Genomic DNA, 17,183 nt, shown 5'->3' with positions numbered 1-17,183 from the left:
ATTATTTGGGTTAAAAGATTAATTTTGGCTCTTTGATATATCATAACACACATGCACGAGTATAACACAGTCCAGGAGCACCTTACGCTCAAAGAATACGGAAGAAACGTACAAAAATTGGTCGATCACCTACTGACCATAGAGGACAAAGAGGAGCGCAACAAAAAAGCACTCACTATGGTGGATCTCATGAAGCAGATCAACCCTACCGCTAAAGAAACAACAGAATCCAATCAGAAATTTTGGGATGACCTACACATCATCTCTGGATTCAAACTAGACATAGAGGGACCTTTCCCTACGCCAGAGAAGGAGACTTTGGAGAAAAAACCAGATCGTGTCCCTTACTCTGCCAACGACATCACCTTCAAGCATTTCGGTAAAAACATCGAGCTACTCGTAGACAAAGCCATCACACTAGAAGACCCCGAAGAACAAGAAGCTGCAATTATTCACATTGGCAAATTGATGAAGACCTTCTTCTACTCGTACAACCAAGATGTGATGGAAGACAATGTCGTCTATACCAACATCAGACGTCTATCCAAAAACCAATTGGATATCGACATGGACAAAGTCAAAGAAGGTGATCTCTTCGAACCACAGAAAAAAGAAAGACGCAACAACCGACTACAACAGGGAGCGAACAACAACAGCGGCGGCAATAACAACAGAAGATCTAATAACAACAGAAGATCTAACAACAATAACAACAACCGAAGAAGAAGAAATTAATGGCGTCTTTTCATGTGACTGGTGGCACGCAGCTCAAGGGAGAATTAGTCCCTCAAGGTGCCAAAAATGAAGCTCTTCAAATCCTATCGGCCGTACTCCTCACAGAGGAAGAAATGGTCATCAACAATGTCCCGAACATCAGAGATGTCAACAAGCTGATCGATCTACTGAATGAAATGGGCGTACGGGTCACCAAAAACAATCCTGAATCCTATACATTCAAAGCTGATCAGATAGATATTGACTTCTTAGAATCTGACCGATACAAACAAATGGCCTCTTCGCTCAGAGGGTCCATCATGCTACTCGGTCCGCTACTCGCTAGATTCAAGAAAGGAAGAATACCTCAGCCAGGAGGAGACAAAATCGGTAGAAGAAGACTTGACACACACTTCACAGGTTTTCAAAAACTAGGTGCTAAATTTCAGTACGACAAAAAAACAGGCTACTACAACATAGACGCCTCGCACCTCACAGGTACCTACATGCTACTCGACGAAGCGTCCGTAACCGGTACCGCTAACATCGTGATGGCTGCAGTCCTTGCCAAAGGCAAAACCACGATCTATAATGCGGCCTGTGAACCGTACCTGCAGCAGCTATGCAGCATGCTCAACCGCATGGGGGCTAAGATCACAGGCATAGGTTCCAACCTACTGAACATCGAAGGAGTAGAGTCGCTAGGAGGTACAGAGCATGCCATGCTACCGGACATGATAGAGATTGGCAGTTTCATAGGCATGGCTGCCATGACTCAGTCAGAGATCACCATCAAAAACGCTGGTATTCCGCACTTGGGCATCATCCCAGACATCTTTCAGAGACTGGGAATCAAAATGGAATTTCGAGGAGATGACATCTTCATCCCAGAACAGGATCGCTATGAGATCGAGACATTCATCGATGGCTCTATCATGACGATTGCTGATGCGATCTGGCCGGGTTTCACACCTGACCTACTAAGCATCGCACTAGTAGTCGCCACACAAGCCAAAGGAACCATACTCATTCATCAGAAGATGTTCGAAAGCAGACTATTCTTCGTGGACAAACTGATCGAAATGGGGGCACAAGTGATCCTATGTGACCCACACCGTGCGACCGTCATCGGGCTGGACAAACAGGTAGCACTGAAAGGAATCACCATGACCTCTCCTGATATCAGAGCTGGAGTATCGTTACTCATCGCTGCTATGTCTGCCGAGGGTGACAGCATCATCCACAACGTAGAGCAGATCGATCGGGGCTACCAAAACATCGACGGCCGACTCAACGCCATCGGTGCTAAAATCGAACGAATCTAGAAACCCAAGCCATGAGGACAGTACTTCTCACACTATTGGCTTTCACACTATCTAATCTCAGCATGGCGCAGCAGCGCTATGCACCGTTGGATTTGATTGGTATTCATCAGTTGCAGACGAGCGATTCCTTACAGTTTGACCTCAGTGGGATCGTAGCTACCGGCGGCAACTACTACGTCATTGGAGACAAACACTGGAACAATTCTCTCTATCAGGTCACTTTTGCTGACAGTCTATTCTCGATCAGTAAAACACCTGCATTTTCTATCCCCAGTAACCCAGACTTAGAAGCAATTGACTACTACGAGGGTTTATTCTATTTGGCTAGTGAAAAAGATGGTAAAGTCTACACCCTTGATCGACAAGTACTCACTCACTCCACCAATGCAAAGGAGATGCTAATCGATTTTGAATCCGCTGGCCTCACCCCGAGCAAATGGGGCAACGCTGGATGGGAAGGTCTAGCATTAGATTCAGAAAACCAAACGCTATATCTCTGCAAAGAACGCCAACCCAGATGGATAGTGGCTATCAATTTAAACTCTGGAGCGATCAATCAATTCAATATCCCAGAGACCGAAAGCAATGATTTTTCTGACGCCAAATTCGAAAACGGTTTCCTCTACGTTCTGGAGCGAAACGGGAATTACATCACTAAAATAGACCCAGTCAGTCAGCAGGTCACCGACAAGGTCAGCTACCACCACATAGCCAGCCACCCCGACGGAAAACTCTACGGTCCAGAGAAGTACGGCATGGCCGAAGCACTCTTACTCACTGAAGATGAAATCTGGATAGGACTAGACAATAATGGGAAATCCGTCACTGAACATGCCAAAAACACCCACAAGCTCTCTGGCAAGACACCAGTCATCCTCAAATTCAGGAGACCCAAAGGATTTTAATCGATAACTTTGCGCCATGAGTACAAAGGAAGATTTTTTGGAGCAAATCAAAGCGAGTCTAGAACTGCATTCGCTAGTCAAACTAACACTGAGCAAGCCGACCGACAAAGACAGCACACTTCACAATATCTTCGTGAGACCTGTAGAAATCAAGTCTGAAAGACACTACTCGTTCACCTACCGCTACAAAACCAACGACGAAACCAAAAACCATAAGGTAGAAGCAGCATACCAAGAAATCATGATGCAGGTCGAGGAGCATTTCAAAAATGCTACACTCTGTACACCCGATGAAGATATCGCACTCCTGACCAGCAAAAAAGGAAAAATTACAGTACAGAAAAGTAAAGCCAACCGGTCAACTGCCACAGTAGCACATGACAAAATCAAAACCAAACGAGCACAGCCAGACGCCAACTACCTCACCCTACTAGGTGTCACCGATCATGCGGGCAACATCATCCCCAAGATGGCAGACAAGTACCGCCAGATCAATAAATTTCTGGAAATCATGGAGAGCCTCATCGCTACCGCGCAGCTACCCAAAAACCCTAAAATTGTAGACATGGGCTCAGGCAAAGGCTACCTGACTTTTGCACTATATGAATACATGAGACAGAAAGGATATGAAGTGAGTGTGACAGGTATAGAGCTCCGAAAAGAGCTCGTAGACTTCTGCAACGAAACGGCAAAGCAGTTGAGTTTTGAAGGTCTTCAGTTCGTAGATCAACCCATCGAGGAGTACGAAAACAAGGATATTGATATCTTGATCGCACTACATGCCTGTGATACAGCCACCGATGATGCACTAGCCAAAGGACTCGCTTCAGATGCTGCACTGATCGTCACCGCTCCTTGCTGTCACAAACAAGTCCGCCAGCAACTCAAAGGAAAAGCAGTCTCCAGCCCTATCCTCAAATATGGCATCTTCAAAGAACGCCAGTATGAAATGGTCACTGATACCATCCGTGCCCTAATCCTAGAGCGTGAAGGCTATGAGTCCAAGATATTTGAGTTCGTCTCTAACGAACATACGCGTAAAAACGTGATGCTCGTCGGAATCAACCACCACCGCACCAAAAACGAACAGGGAGCCAACGACAAGATTTCGGCCATCAAATCAGAATTTGGACTGGACTATCAGCAACTAGAGCGACTGATTGACGGGTAGGTCTGTCTCCACACCTAACTCCTTCAGCACATTATTCGCCTGAATGATATGGCGTTGGTTGTGCCCAATCAAAAAGCGCAGTGCGTCCCCCAGTCTGAAAGTCACTATCGCTCCGATAGCAGAGGGAATTTTAATCTTCTGTAAATCGAGTGTTTTGCATAGGCTCAAGTAGCCCAGTATTTCCTCCTGGTCTTCCAAAAACTTCGAGATCGTATCACGCTGCACTTTCACCTCAGGATCAAACTTCCGCATCGTTTTCATCGGAGAAGGAATACCACCGTCAGCCTTTGGTTTGATCATTTTGACAAAGTAGTTTCCTAACCATCCCGGCTTGTAAGATTCACGGTCACAAGGCTTAGCCGATGACAGCTTCCTATCAAACTGAATCAAATAGTGTGCATCAGCGATATTGAGATGCTCTAAGCACTCTATGGCACTCCATCGATCGGGATTAGATCTACGAGCAATCAACTCCTCCTCTAGTGAGGCGATGTGTTTTACCTCTTCGATAATTCTATACGTGTCTGCCATTAGGCTTTCGATTAGTTCTGACCGCTTCATAAGTTCTTGGTTATTTGATGCTCAAAATTACACTTTGTCAGGGAAAGCAATCTTGATCTATATCAAGTTCGCATTGACTTTGATTTTTCTAAACTGACTTTACGCAGACGGCTAAAAGTCTCTGGACTCATCCCCAGATAGGACGCTAGATACTTCTGCGGCACTTTCTGCAAGATATGCGGGCTATCCTTCATCAGACGTTCAAATCGATCTTCTGCCGAAAAATTCCTCACCTCCACCTGTCGTCTACCTATTCCTATCAAGATTTTGGCATTGAATACACGCCCCCATCGCTCCATAGACTTGTAGGCATCATACATCGCCATGAGGTTCTCATAGCTGATCTTCAACCCACGAACCGACGACAAAGCATCTATACTCCATTCGGATGGAGCCTGATCCAAAAACGAATCATAGGCTCCAGAAAAATCTCCCTCATAAGAAAAACCCAAAACAGACTCCTGCCCACCGTTTCTAACAAAAGCACGTAACACGCCTTCATGAACAAAATAAAAGTAGCGTTCTGTTTTCCCTTCGCGAATTAAAAACTCTCCCTTGGACAACTCAAAGCTTGACCAACGCGGCACAAAATCCTCCCACGCCTCCTCTCCTAAAGGAGAAAAACTATCCATTCGCTGTCTGAGATGTGTAAACTCATTCATTCAAAAACCTGTTTTTTAGCTTGATGACTGAGATAAATATAATGTAGCCCTACCGAAAGTGATCGGTTTGTATAGATTTGTTGTTACTGAATTCATAAAACAACAATCCATTATGCAAGAGTTAAACGACATCTTGATTCTAATCGATAGCTACATTGGCAGCTCCTTTTGGTTTCCTTATGTACTAATCGGAACCGGTCTATTCTTTACTATTTACCTCAAGTTTCCACAAATTAGATATTTCCGTTTCGCGCTCAGTGTCGTCAAAGGAAAGTTTGACAAAAGTGATGACGAAGGAGACACCTCACATTTTCAAGCTTTGGCAACTGCCCTATCCGGAACTGTGGGTACTGGCAACATAGCAGGCGTAGCATTAGCGATCCATATCGGCGGACCAGCAGCATTATTTTGGATGCTCGTCACTGCAGCAGTAGGCATGTGTACCAAATTCGTCGAAGTAACTCTCTCTCATAAATACCGTGAAAAAACCACTGACGGTACCATGGCAGGTGGTCCAATGTATTTCATGAAGAACAAAATGAACATGAAGTGGCTCGCCGCAGCTTTTGCTGTAGCGACGGTTTTATCGTCTTTTGGTACGGGGAGTTTGCCTCAGATCAACAGTATCTCCAACACACTGAATGCGACATTCGGGATCAATCACATGCTAACAGGCGGCGTATTGGCTGTACTATTAGGCTTTGTGATCATCGGAGGGATCAAAAGAATCGCTGCGGTGACCGAAAAACTCGTTCCTTCTATGGCGGTCATCTACTTTATCGGCGCTTTTGGCGTGATATTTTACAACTACGACCAGATTCTCCCGTCATTTGCCTCCATCTTTTCTGACCTATTCACTGGCTCTTCAGCGACTGGAGGCTTCCTAGGTGCATCCATCGCATTTGCCTTCAACAAGGGCGTAGGTCGTGGACTATTCTCTAACGAAGCAGGCCAAGGTAGTGCCCCCATCGCTCATGCCTCTGCCAAGGGACATGAACCTGTCTCAGAAGGCATGGTAGCGATCTTAGAGCCATTCATTGATACTATCGTAATATGTACCATTACGGGTCTGGTGCTTTTGTCATCTGGCGTATGGAGTGAAAAACATGAAAACGAATTTCAGGTTTCTGACTTGAGCATTTTAGAGCAAATCGACATCTCGGACGAGACAAAAGAAGGTTCAGCCGCACTTTATGGTCACGTATCAGGCAAAGCACCACTCCCTGTCTTCTCAGGAGAACTAGCTGCTACAGATGGAAAAATCACCACACCAGTAACCTTCATCCACGCCAGGTCACTGGCAGAGGACGTTACGCTTTACAAGAACGGCTCGCCCTATACGGGAAGTACCCAAATCCTAGACGGAAATCCTATTGATCCTGAAGTCACATTTATAGGCAAGTCTCTGGTTCATAGTGCTCCGCTGACGGCTCTTGCTTTTAGCAGAGGATTCTTTGGGGCTTATGGATCTTACATCGTCTCTATCGGTATCTTGTTATTTGCCTTTAGCACAGCGATTTCATGGTCATACTACGGAGACCGAGCGATGACTTTCCTTTTTGGTAGCGGTTCGGTGATTTACTTTAGGATCGTATATGTGATTGGTTTCTTTGTAGCGTCATTCACTGACACGACCATCATTTGGTCACTGGCTGGGATAGCTATTGCTGTGATGACCTTGCCTAACCTATTTGGCTTACTCTATCTACGCAAGGATATGAAACAGACGGTAGATGACTTTTGGAAGGGGTTCAAAAAAGAATATCCTGAGGAGAAAACACCAGAATAGACAAAAAACAAGAGGCTGCCCATACGGACAGCCTCTTTTGTAATAGGTGTATATATTTTTATTTCTTTTTTTCATCAGGCAGCGGAGCAATTGTGCCGTCATAGCTGATCTGGTTCCTAGCACTGCTCCTCACACTGAGCGCGGCACTGCTATTCGAATTGATAGTAAACTGACATTGATAGACTTCATTCCCTGTGGACGACTTCACTTCGAAACTAACCATAGACCTCATCTTTTTATCCTTGTGCTCTATCTTCAAGTCTTGTGCTGTACCTTCAAAATTAATTCCTCCTTCACCACTCATATCGTACATCTGCACCACCCCAAAATACGGCAAATAAGCAGATGTCAAAGTATCTTCTAGTGTCAACTGATTACTATTTCCAATCAAATTGATTCGACGACCTTTCTGAGTAGTCGCCCATGTAGCAGTGAAACTAAAAGCTCCAGAATCCAAGAGCATTTTAGTCTCCATGTATTCTTGACGCTGCTTTTCCTTTTTGGCTTCCTTTCTGGATTTTTTATCCTGACCAAACACAACCGCCACGGTCAGGAGCAAAAACGCGAGTATTAACAATAAGCTCTTCATCTGTATCATTCTTTAGTTATTTAGAATTTAACCAATACTGTGCCAAAACTTATTTGAGAGAGTTGGACTGAAACGGAAGATCAGATTCTTGCCCGCTATTGATCGCTGCTGCGATCGATTCATGGATATTCTCCAAACCAATCTGATCCGCCAAACCACAGCGATACAACTTATCACGCACTGGACCTATAATCGAAGTTAACTTCAAGGTGATTCCTCGATTTTGCATATCCACATGAATGTCTCGCAAAGCACTAATCGCTGTAGAATCAATATCACTAATACTCTGCGCGTCGATCACAAACAACTTCATCTCTGGTTTCTTCGCCAAAATCGTCCTTATAGTCTCTTGCAGTGCACTCACATTGGCAAAAAACAAACGCGCATCGAATCGAATAATCCCAACATCTGGGCGATCATAAGCTTGATCAAATCGCTTGATATTGCGAAAAAAACGCGTCCCCTCTATCTGTCCCAGTTCAGCAATATGAGGAATGGATGCTTTATAGATCAAAACCACTAACGATAGCAATACACCGAACAAAATCCCCCACTCGATCCCAAACATAATCGTCCCTACGAAAGACACCATCAGCATCGCAAAATCATACTTATCGGTATGCCACAAGGTTTTAACCTCCTCTATATCTATCAACCCCAAGACACTCACAATAATAATAGATGCCAAAATCGCACTAGGTAGATAATAAAAAAGTGGCGTCAAGAATAACAAAACCAATAACACGACTAGTGCACTAAAAAAAAGTGCCACAGTAGTTTTTGCTCCGGCAGCATCATTGACCGCTGAACGACTAAAACTACCTGTAGTAGGAAAACTACTAAATAGAGACCCTATCATATTGCCCAGTCCAAGTGCTATTAGCTCCTTATTGGCTTTGACTTCATATTCATTTTTATGTTTGTACTGGAGCGTCCTACCAATAGAATACGCCTCTATGAACCCTATAAATGCCAAAGTCAACGCCATCGGTGCAAGCGCTCGCACCTGCTCTAAATCCCAAGTTGGAATAGCTACAGATGGCAATCCCTCAGGCACATAGCCTACGATTGCTACACCTAGCGTGTCTAGACGAAACCCATAAACCACGCCAGCACTAACAACCACCAGAATCAAGCCTGTAGGTAATTTGGGACTCCACCGTTTCAATACCACGATCAACACCATCCCCGTCAAACCAATCAGTAATGTCCAGCCATTGATCTCATCAAGCCTAAACATCAAATCAATCACTATGTCATGTAGATACTTTCCGCTTATAAGTTCGACTCCCGTCAAATGCTTGAGATGGTTGATTGCGATGACAAACACCGCTGCACTGGTAAACCCAGCAATCACAGGGCGTGACAAAAAATTGGTCAAGAAGCCCAAACGAAATACACCCATAGCCAGCTGAAGCAAACCAATCATCAAAGCCAAGAGTATAGCCAGACCGATGTAATCAGACGTCCCCGCCACCGCTAATGCGGAAATCCCCGTCGCAACGAGCAAAGAATCCATGGCGACTGGCCCTACTGAAAGCTGACGTGAAGTGCCGAACCATGCATAGACTACCTGAGGAAATATCGCAGCATAAAGTCCATACACAGGAGGCAGGCCTGCTATCATCGCATAAGCCATCCCCTGCGGCACCATCATGACACCAGCCGTCACCCCTGCCACAGCGTCTCCTTTGAGGCCAGACACGTCGTAGTTGCGTAACACATCAATAATGGGTAAAATTTTGCGCATGGCTTAATTTAATCAGAGTGGTAAAATTACCTGCTGATCTCAAAGGATATTGTAACAATAGTTACAATATCTCAATCTTGTTGCGGTGCAGCTCGATCTGATCCTCGTCCGCCAATCTTTTTAGCAAGCGAGAAATCACCACACGAGACGTCCCTAAGTCATTGGCGATCTCTTGGTGGGTGCGTTTAATCTCGAAACTACCGGTATTGGCTTTGATATCGAGTAGGTAGTTGAGCAAGCGTTCGTCCAACTTCATAAAAGCTACAGCATCCAGTGCACTGAGCATCTCATCGAAACGAGCATTGTACGAAGCAAATACAAACTGCCGCCAGCTCGAAAAACGCATCCACTCATCCATATACTGTAGTGGAACCATGACTATCACAGCATCTGACTCTACGATAGCTTTAATTTCACTTTTCTTCTGACTCGTACAGCAAGTAAGTGACATGACACAGGTATCTCCTCCCTGCAGATAATATAGGAACAATTCATTCCCTTTGTCGTCTTCTCGGACAATCTTAATCGTTCCTGTCATGACTAGTGGGATAGACTTGATATATTTGCCGTAATCTATCAGAGCAGTTCCTGCCTCTAGCGTCTTTAATACGCCTTTGGCTTCAATCTCGTCGACAAGTTCTTTTTGAAAAATACGACCAAACTGGGCCTGCAGTAACTCTCTCATAGTCATGGTTTAATAGTAGAACTATAATAAGTAGCCAAAATTCAGAAATTGTTTTTAAATATTAAATTATAATCTCTAAATTTGCGCACTTATTTTCTGACAAGAAAGATGAAAGGGAATAAACACTTCAAGATTGATATTTTCGGACTCAAACTGGGTTCGCATGATTTTAGTTTTGAGTTTGATAAGTCGCTCTTTGAGAAAAATGAAGATAGTGTAATCGAAGCAGGCCAAGGTCGCTGCGATATCCAACTGATCAAAAAGGAAAGATTGATAGAGGTCAATTTTGACATTAGTGGTACAATCGTACTGCTATGCGATCGAAGTTTAGAGTCGTTTGACTACCCTATTGACATACAAGAGCAGCTCATCCTCAAGTATGGTGAAGAGTTTGACGATAGTCAAGATGACATATGGACGATCCCAGATGGTCAGCAAAGCATCAATGTTGAAAAAAACATTTTTGATTACCTGACTTTGGCAGTCCCAATGAAAAAGATTCACCCAAAATTCGAAGAGGAAGGGGACGAAGATGATGAGTACGAGTTGGAGTTGGTTTACTCGTCTGACGTAGAGGAAGAAGAAACCGAATCGACTCCTGAAGAAGAAATAGACCCCAGATGGGCTCTATTGAAAAATATTAAGAATAAGGAAAATTAAAAGAATAAGAAAATGGCGCATCCAAAACGCAAAATCTCGAAAACAAGAAGAGACAAAAGAAGAACTCACTACAAGTCAGAGGCAAAAAACTATGTAGTTTGTGCGACGACTGGAGAGGCACATTTACCTCACAGAGCTTACTGGCACGAAGGTAACCTTTACTACAAAGGGAAAGTAGTTATTGAAAAAGAAGCAGTAGCATAAGCTATTGACACATTCTGGTAAAATATTAGGAGTCTGCTTACAGAGCAGACTTTCTGTGTTTATATGAATTATGCATGTATACCTTTCATTCTTTTTAGCAAAGTAGTATCTGCTTTCAAAACTGAAATAATTGCGTAAATTGCCGATTCATATTGACCTAGACCTTCTAATCTTTCAACCAGATTTACCAAATAGAACATCTGCAAATGAGTAAGATAACAGCTGCAATAACGGGCGTACAGGGCTATGTGCCAGATTACGTATTGACCAATGCAGAACTAGAAACGATCGTAGAGACCAGCGATGAGTGGATCACTACGCGTACCGGTATCAAAGAGAGAAGGATACTGAAAGGAGAAGGTCAAGGCACCTCTGTGATAGGTATAGAAGCCTGCAAAGGGCTCCTAGAAAAAACGGGGACTGACCCGAAAGACATTGATTTAATCATCTGCGCGACGGTCACACCTGACATGCCTTTCCCTGCCACTGCGAATATTGTAGCAGACAAAATCGGTGCTACTAATTCGTTTAGCTACGACATGTCAGCAGCTTGCTCTGGCTTTTTGTTTGCCCTCTCTACTGGAGCCCAATTCATCGAGGCAGGCACATACAAGAAAGTCATCGTGATCGGAGCAGACAAGATGTCCTCTATCATCAATTACAAAGACCGTACAACTTGCATCATATTTGGTGACGGAGGTGGAGCCGTTCTCTTAGAACCCAACGAAGAAGGAAATGGCATACAAGATGCTATCCTAAAAACTGACGGGTCTGGAGCTGAGTATCTGGGTATGAAAGGAGGCGGTAGCCGCATGCCTGCGACACTAGAAAGCGTAGCAGCCGACCAACACTACGCCTTTCAAGAAGGAGCTACAGTATTCAAATTCGCGGTAACCAATATGGCAGATGTCTCTGCCGAAATCATGGAAAGAAACAACCTGACAGGCGAAGACATATCATGGCTCGTGCCGCATCAGGCCAATAAACGCATCATCGATGCGACTGCAAACCGAATGGGAATTGATGACAGCAAAGTCATGATCAATATCCAGAAGTACGGAAACACCACGGCAGGAACACTACCACTATGCCTCTGGGACTATGAAAATCAGCTCAAAAAAGGTGATAACATCATCTTAGCTGCATTTGGTGGAGGCTTCACGTGGGGTTCTCTATATTTAAAATGGGCTTACGACCCGAAGTAACTTGAAATATTAAAATTCGAATTCAGAATGGCTAGTACCGCAGATTTTAAAAACGGAATGTGTATCGAGTACAATCATGGATTGTACTTCATCATCGATTTCCAGCACGTAAAACCTGGAAAAGGACCTGCTTTTGTTAGAACAAAGCTTAAAAATGTCAAGACAGGAAAAGTACTCGACAATACTTTCACCGCTGGACACAAAGTCAACACTGCACGAATAGAGCGTAGAGACTTTCAGTATTTATATAAGGACGACATGGGGTACAACTTCATGAACACCGAAACCTACGATCAGATTTCTCTCGAAGAGACACTGATCGATGCTCCTCAATTTTTAAAAGATGGTGATCCTGCTACGATCATCTTCCATGCTGAAGAAGAATTGATCCTAGGATGTGAACTACCTCAGCATGTTGAGTTAGAGGTCACTTATACTGAACCAGGGCTAAAAGGTGATACCGCTACCAATGCAAGTAAACCAGCTACCCTCGAAACAGGCGCAGAGATTCAGGTACCTTTGTTTGTCAATGAAGGAGACTTGCTAAAAATAGAAAGTAAGACAGGTTCTTACGTAGAAAGAGTAAAGAAGTAATTCCTTACTCTTTTTTATGCCTAGATTTTCCAATTTTATAATTGTAAGATTCTAGTAAATTTGTACAAAACTTCCCCGGAAGGCAGCAGCTCACGGGAAACCAAATAATTAAACATCTATCAAATGAAGGTTAAAGAAATTAGAGATTTGATTGACTTCCTGTCTAACTCCGGTTTGGAAGAAGTAAACATCGAAACGGAAGAGTTCAAGATAAAAGTGAAACGAAGCAACGAAACACAGATCATTGAGAAATCTGTTGCTTCTATGCCAGCAGCCGTCGCTGCACCAGTACCTGTAGCTGCTGCTCCTGCTCCTGCCGCAGCACCAGCAGCCGCTCCTGCACCAGCACCTGCTGCCAACAACTACATCGAAATCAAATCACCTATGATCGGTACATTCTACAGATCAGCTAACCCTGAATCACCAGAGTTCGTCAGCGTGGGTGACAAAGTAGACGTAGGAAATCCTGTGTGTATCATAGAAGCCATGAAACTATTCAACGAAATCGAATCTGAAGTATCAGGCACGATCGTGAAAGTTTTGGTAGAAAATGCACAACCAGTAGAGTATGATCAGCCATTATTCTTGGTAGATCCATCTTAATTTTTCCTTTAAATTAAATACCTCAATAGTGTTTAAGAAAATATTAATTGCAAACAGGGGAGAAATTGCTCTGAGAGTCATCAGGACTTGTAAAGAAATGGGAATCAAAACTGTCGCAGTTTACTCGACAGCTGATGCAGAAAGCTTGCACGTCAGATTTGCTGACGAAGCGGTATGTATAGGCCCGCCTCCGAGCAACCAATCTTACCTCGATATCAAAAAAATCGTATCTGCTGCGGAAATCACCAATGCAGATGCCATACACCCAGGATACGGATTCTTATCTGAAAATGCAGAATTCTCTCGTGTGTGTGAAGAATACAACATCAAATTCATCGGCGCAAGTTCGGAAATGATCAACCGCATGGGAGACAAAGCCACTGCGAAAGAAACGATGAAAAAAGCAGGTGTCCCTACTATCCCTGGGTCTGAAGGACTCCTAGAGTCTGTCGCACAAGGAAAAGAGATCGCTAAACAAATCAAATACCCTGTCATCATCAAAGCAACAGCTGGTGGTGGTGGACGTGGTATGCGTATCATCAAAGACGAAAGCGGATTCCAAAAAGCATGGGATGATGCTAGAACCGAGTCTAAGGCTGCCTTCGGTAACGACGGCATGTACCTAGAAAAATTCGTCGAAGAGCCGCGTCACGTTGAAATTCAAATCATCGGTGATAGCAATGGCAAAGCATGCCACCTATCCGAAAGAGATTGTTCGGTACAGCGTAGACACCAGAAACTAACAGAGGAAACGCCGTGCCCAGCATCGGTAATGACCCAAGAACTCCGAGAAAAAATGGGAGCTGCAGCCATCGCAGGTGCAGAAGCCATCAAGTACGAAGGAGCAGGTACAGTAGAATTCCTGTTGGACAAACACGGTGAATTCTTCTTCATGGAAATGAATACCCGTATCCAAGTGGAGCACCCGATCACAGAAGAAGTAACTGATTTCGATTTAATCAAAGAACAGATCAAAGTAGCCGCAGGGATTCCAATCTCTGGCAAAAATTACTTCCCGCAGCTACATGCTATCGAGTGTAGAATCAATGCTGAGGATCCTACGAAGGACTTTAGACCTTCTCCAGGTAAGATCACCAACCTTCACCTACCTGGTGGACACGGTGTTCGTGTAGATAGCCACGTATATGCAGGCTATACGATCCCTCCTAACTACGATTCGATGATTGCCAAACTCATCATTTCTGCTCAGTCAAGAGAAGAAGCCTTGGTAAGAATGAAACGTGCATTGGAAGAGTTCGTGATCGAAGGTGTCAAAACGACGATCCCATTCCATATTAAATTGATGGAAGACGAGATTTTCAAGTCTGGACAATTCACAACTGCCTTCATGGAATCATTTGACACGTCTGATTTATAATTGGATTTCTGGATTTACAATATTTAATTCGTAACCGAGTATCTTGATGCTCGGTTATTTTTTTGCTTTGAAACAACGACAACTCTATATCATCCTTTTGCTTTTCCTACTCGGAAAACAAGTCACCGCACAAGACATTACAGCAGTGGTGAAAGCAAAAGAAATAGTCATAGGGCTAGGCTCGTCTCACTACAGTGGCGATCTAGGATCAGGATATGGCAGTGGGCAAATAATGGGATCAATTGGCCTTGCAATCAACGAAAACAAGCGACTCAATAGCCACATTATCCTCCAAGCGGGTGCTATACGAGCCAATGAACTCGACTATAGCTACGATGATGGAACTGGCACGAACACTACGCCAAACGAAAGTTTTAACACAGCCTACTTCTCACTCAATTTCGCACTACATCTAAACCTGATAGACAGAGATAAGTTCAAGTTATACCTATCACAAGGCATAGGTTTCATTCGCTACACGCCAAAAGATGAAAATGGGAAAGCACTCTCTGATCAATCCACAACGCGTGCGCTAGGTGAAACATATCGTAACATGAGTATTATGATCCCCTCCCAGTTGGGTTTCAAATACTATCTCCCCAATGGTTATGCTGTCGGCGTACAAACCGGTTTTGCAAATAGCCTCACAGACTACCTTGACAACATTTCACAGTGGGGTAAAAAAGATGGAAACGATAATATTTTCATCACACAGATTCAACTCAATATACCTATCCAGTTTGACGCTCATGAAAACAACTAAAACGCGGGCCACTATCTGTATCGTCACACTTGTGCTAACGGTGATAGGGTCTGCTGCTGGCCAGAACCGGTCCAACTGGGGTATATCCGTAGGTAGTGTTAGCAACAAATTCACTGGAGACGACCCGTCTTCCCTTTCAGAATACCGTTTCAGCATTTATACATCCTATCAAGTGGGTGCTCTTTATGAATACGCGATTAGTTCGGATGTCTACCTGACTAGCACCCCTTCTTACAAGCAAACTGGCGGCACACTATGGCGTGAAAATGATGCTTTCGATCCAAATGATGAAGACAGTGAAAAGCTCATCAAAACTACCAAGTTGAAACTTCATTATCTCTCTATACCTGTATATTTCAAAGTCATAAGTGACAATACCAAATGGCAATACTCCGTAGGTTTGGTGTATGAATACCTAATTCACCATCATGGCAAAAATATTCAGACACAACAGGACATCCAGCTGTCCAACTACATCCATAGCTACAATTTGTCTGCATCCGTGAGTCTTGGGTACAGATTTCACATCAAGCAGCAGCATTTCACCATTGACCTCATCTATGCACAAGGTCTCGTCAACATCACACAGGATTTATCTCAAAACAATAACAACGAACTGCCCCGTTTAAAGACTACTTCCGCAGAAACTAGGTTCACATGGCTATTGCCTCACAAAAACTTGCAACCATGAAATGGCTAACGACCCTTAACCTACTCTTATGCTTGAATTGCAGTCTGTTCGCTCAGGAAGTAGAGACTAAAAAAGTCCCCTATCTCAACGGTCATGTCGTCAATACACTAGAGAGTATGCGTTCTCCGTTTATTCGCACCAATTTCAACTTCAATATGGGACTGGCTAATTCATCCGTTTTCGTGACCGAATCGGTAGCTGTCGGAGATAGCACACTCGTCAATCTCGACAATTCCCTGCTCTACGTAGGGTTAAATATGAACTACGCACAACGAGTCAAAGACTGGGCAAGTTTTTTCGTGCGCCTGGACTACTCCGCGAGACTAGGCACAGGAGTAGAATCTATTTTGACACAGGGAATCAACTCTATTACCACTACAGAGATGGGAGTCAAATTCAGGTTATCAAGTGGCCCAAAACACCGCCTATCGATGTACTACTCCCTCACCAATACTATCGCAAGTTACGTCAACGTAGCAGACTACATCAACGACATCATCAATGACAACCCAACCCCCAGTGTTACTAGCAAAATTCCTTCACTCGTAAGTGGTGGTGGATTGTCATTTTCCTATGCTCCCAATAACTGGTTTGCTTTCAATACGGATGGAAAATTAGCATATGGTGAAACCCTAGAACGGTCACACCCTAAACTACAATATTTCACAGGCGGCAATGTAGACTTCTATTTTGGCGAGCTCATTCATCTCCCAGTATCTCTAGTATTAGGAGGTACAGTCAATACCCTCGTGAACACCTTTTCGACACAGGGAGATGTCACCACTAACCTCTATTTCAAACTAGCCTACTCAGGATCAGATGCCTTTTTCATTTCCCTATCGACCTACTATGGTCGCACGCCGATAGAAAACCGCAACCGCCACGTCGGTGTACGTGGAGTGCAGTTTACTACCTCACTATTCTTTTGATTCTT

Annotated in this window: 19 protein-coding genes; 14 read left to right on the top strand and 5 right to left on the bottom strand. The window is 43.9% G+C overall.

Annotated elements, in window-relative coordinates; genetic code table 11:
- Positions 1-51 precede the first annotated feature (51 nt).
- Genes BGP76_RS17625 through BGP76_RS17610 form a run of 4 tightly spaced genes read left to right on the top strand, consistent with a single transcriptional unit; the run spans position 52 to position 4,115 of the window.
- Positions 52-735 carry a DUF4290 domain-containing protein gene (locus tag BGP76_RS17625; RefSeq protein ID WP_073125125.1) on the top strand — a complete coding sequence of 228 codons (684 nt, stop codon included), beginning with the start codon at positions 52-54 and terminating at the stop codon, positions 733-735.
- On the top strand, positions 735-2,039 hold the full coding sequence (gene murA / locus BGP76_RS17620; protein ID WP_073125127.1) for a UDP-N-acetylglucosamine 1-carboxyvinyltransferase: 1,305 nt from the start codon (positions 735-737) through the stop codon (positions 2,037-2,039). Before BGP76_RS17625 ends, murA begins: the two co-directional genes overlap by 1 nt.
- Positions 2,040-2,050: 11 nt before the next feature.
- On the top strand, positions 2,051-2,944 hold the full coding sequence (locus BGP76_RS17615; RefSeq protein WP_084190668.1) for an SdiA-regulated domain-containing protein: 894 nt from the start codon (positions 2,051-2,053) through the stop codon (positions 2,942-2,944).
- A gap of 16 nt (positions 2,945-2,960) precedes the next feature.
- On the top strand, positions 2,961-4,115 hold the full coding sequence (locus BGP76_RS17610; RefSeq protein ID WP_119845664.1) for an SAM-dependent methyltransferase: 1,155 nt from the start codon (positions 2,961-2,963) through the stop codon (positions 4,113-4,115).
- Here BGP76_RS17610 and BGP76_RS17605 read toward each other — a convergent pair.
- Both BGP76_RS17605 and BGP76_RS17600 read right to left on the bottom strand, forming a co-directional pair.
- A complete protein-coding gene (locus BGP76_RS17605) occupies positions 4,092-4,676 on the bottom strand; it encodes a DinB family protein (protein ID WP_073125132.1) in 585 nt (194 codons plus the stop codon). The two genes, BGP76_RS17610 and BGP76_RS17605, sit on opposite strands and share 24 nt — an antisense overlap.
- Before the next feature lie 62 nt (positions 4,677-4,738).
- Positions 4,739-5,338 (bottom strand): Crp/Fnr family transcriptional regulator, encoded by a 600-nt coding sequence (locus tag BGP76_RS17600; RefSeq protein ID WP_073125134.1) that lies wholly within the window; start codon positions 5,336-5,338, stop codon positions 4,739-4,741.
- Positions 5,339-5,450: 112 nt separating this feature from the next.
- Here BGP76_RS17600 and BGP76_RS17595 point away from each other — a divergent pair, with 112 nt between their 5' ends.
- Positions 5,451-7,127 carry a sodium:alanine symporter family protein gene (locus tag BGP76_RS17595; RefSeq protein ID WP_119845663.1) on the top strand — a complete coding sequence of 559 codons (1,677 nt, stop codon included), beginning with the start codon at positions 5,451-5,453 and terminating at the stop codon, positions 7,125-7,127.
- A gap of 58 nt (positions 7,128-7,185) precedes the next feature.
- Here the strand turns inward: BGP76_RS17595 and BGP76_RS17590 are convergent, their stop codons facing one another.
- From BGP76_RS17590 to BGP76_RS17580, 3 genes are all read right to left on the bottom strand, one after another.
- Complete coding sequence (locus BGP76_RS17590; protein WP_158584324.1) at positions 7,186-7,716, bottom strand: DUF4251 domain-containing protein; 531 nt, start codon at positions 7,714-7,716, stop codon at positions 7,186-7,188.
- A 49-nt stretch (positions 7,717-7,765) separates the two neighbouring features.
- Positions 7,766-9,466, bottom strand: coding sequence for a SulP family inorganic anion transporter (locus BGP76_RS17585; protein ID WP_119845661.1), 1,701 nt, complete (start codon positions 9,464-9,466; stop codon positions 7,766-7,768).
- A gap of 61 nt (positions 9,467-9,527) precedes the next feature.
- Positions 9,528-10,151 carry a Crp/Fnr family transcriptional regulator gene (locus BGP76_RS17580; protein WP_119845704.1) on the bottom strand — a complete coding sequence of 208 codons (624 nt, stop codon included), beginning with the start codon at positions 10,149-10,151 and terminating at the stop codon, positions 9,528-9,530.
- Positions 10,152-10,259: 108 nt separating this feature from the next.
- Between BGP76_RS17580 and BGP76_RS17575 the strand changes: the two genes are divergently transcribed.
- The 9 genes from BGP76_RS17575 to BGP76_RS17540 all read left to right on the top strand — a co-directional run bounded on the left by BGP76_RS17575 (position 10,260) and on the right by BGP76_RS17540 (position 17,178).
- Positions 10,260-10,811, top strand: coding sequence for a DUF177 domain-containing protein (locus BGP76_RS17575; protein ID WP_073125140.1), 552 nt, complete (start codon positions 10,260-10,262; stop codon positions 10,809-10,811).
- Positions 10,812-10,823: 12 nt separating this feature from the next.
- Positions 10,824-11,015, top strand: a complete 192-nt coding sequence (gene rpmF, locus BGP76_RS17570) for a 50S ribosomal protein L32 (RefSeq protein WP_073125142.1) — start codon at positions 10,824-10,826, stop codon at positions 11,013-11,015.
- A gap of 206 nt (positions 11,016-11,221) precedes the next feature.
- Entirely contained in the window at positions 11,222-12,220 is a 999-nt protein-coding gene (locus tag BGP76_RS17565) for a beta-ketoacyl-ACP synthase III (protein ID WP_073125144.1), read from the top strand.
- A gap of 27 nt (positions 12,221-12,247) precedes the next feature.
- On the top strand, positions 12,248-12,814 hold the full coding sequence (gene efp, locus BGP76_RS17560) for an elongation factor P (RefSeq protein ID WP_073125145.1): 567 nt from the start codon (positions 12,248-12,250) through the stop codon (positions 12,812-12,814).
- A 123-nt stretch (positions 12,815-12,937) separates the two neighbouring features.
- Positions 12,938-13,417 carry an acetyl-CoA carboxylase biotin carboxyl carrier protein gene (accB, locus tag BGP76_RS17555; RefSeq protein WP_119845660.1) on the top strand — a complete coding sequence of 160 codons (480 nt, stop codon included), beginning with the start codon at positions 12,938-12,940 and terminating at the stop codon, positions 13,415-13,417.
- A 28-nt stretch (positions 13,418-13,445) separates the two neighbouring features.
- On the top strand, positions 13,446-14,795 hold the full coding sequence (gene accC, locus BGP76_RS17550; protein WP_073125149.1) for an acetyl-CoA carboxylase biotin carboxylase subunit: 1,350 nt from the start codon (positions 13,446-13,448) through the stop codon (positions 14,793-14,795).
- Positions 14,796-14,841: 46 nt separating this feature from the next.
- Complete coding sequence (locus tag BGP76_RS20355; RefSeq protein ID WP_158584323.1) at positions 14,842-15,558, top strand: DUF6089 family protein; 717 nt, start codon at positions 14,842-14,844, stop codon at positions 15,556-15,558.
- The gene (locus BGP76_RS17545; protein WP_158584322.1) at positions 15,545-16,249 is read left to right on the top strand and encodes an outer membrane beta-barrel protein; all 705 of its coding nucleotides are present in this window, start codon (positions 15,545-15,547) and stop codon (positions 16,247-16,249) included. Before BGP76_RS20355 ends, BGP76_RS17545 begins: the two co-directional genes overlap by 14 nt.
- Positions 16,246-17,178 (top strand): hypothetical protein, encoded by a 933-nt coding sequence (locus BGP76_RS17540; RefSeq protein WP_119845658.1) that lies wholly within the window; start codon positions 16,246-16,248, stop codon positions 17,176-17,178. Before BGP76_RS17545 ends, BGP76_RS17540 begins: the two co-directional genes overlap by 4 nt.
- Positions 17,179-17,183 lie beyond the last annotated feature (5 nt).

Origin of the sequence: Reichenbachiella sp. MSK19-1 (assembly GCF_003590315.1) — a bacterium.
Lineage (GTDB): Bacteria > Bacteroidota > Bacteroidia > Cytophagales > Cyclobacteriaceae > Reichenbachiella > Reichenbachiella agariperforans.
This window is presented reverse-complemented; position numbering and strand designations above follow the sequence as displayed.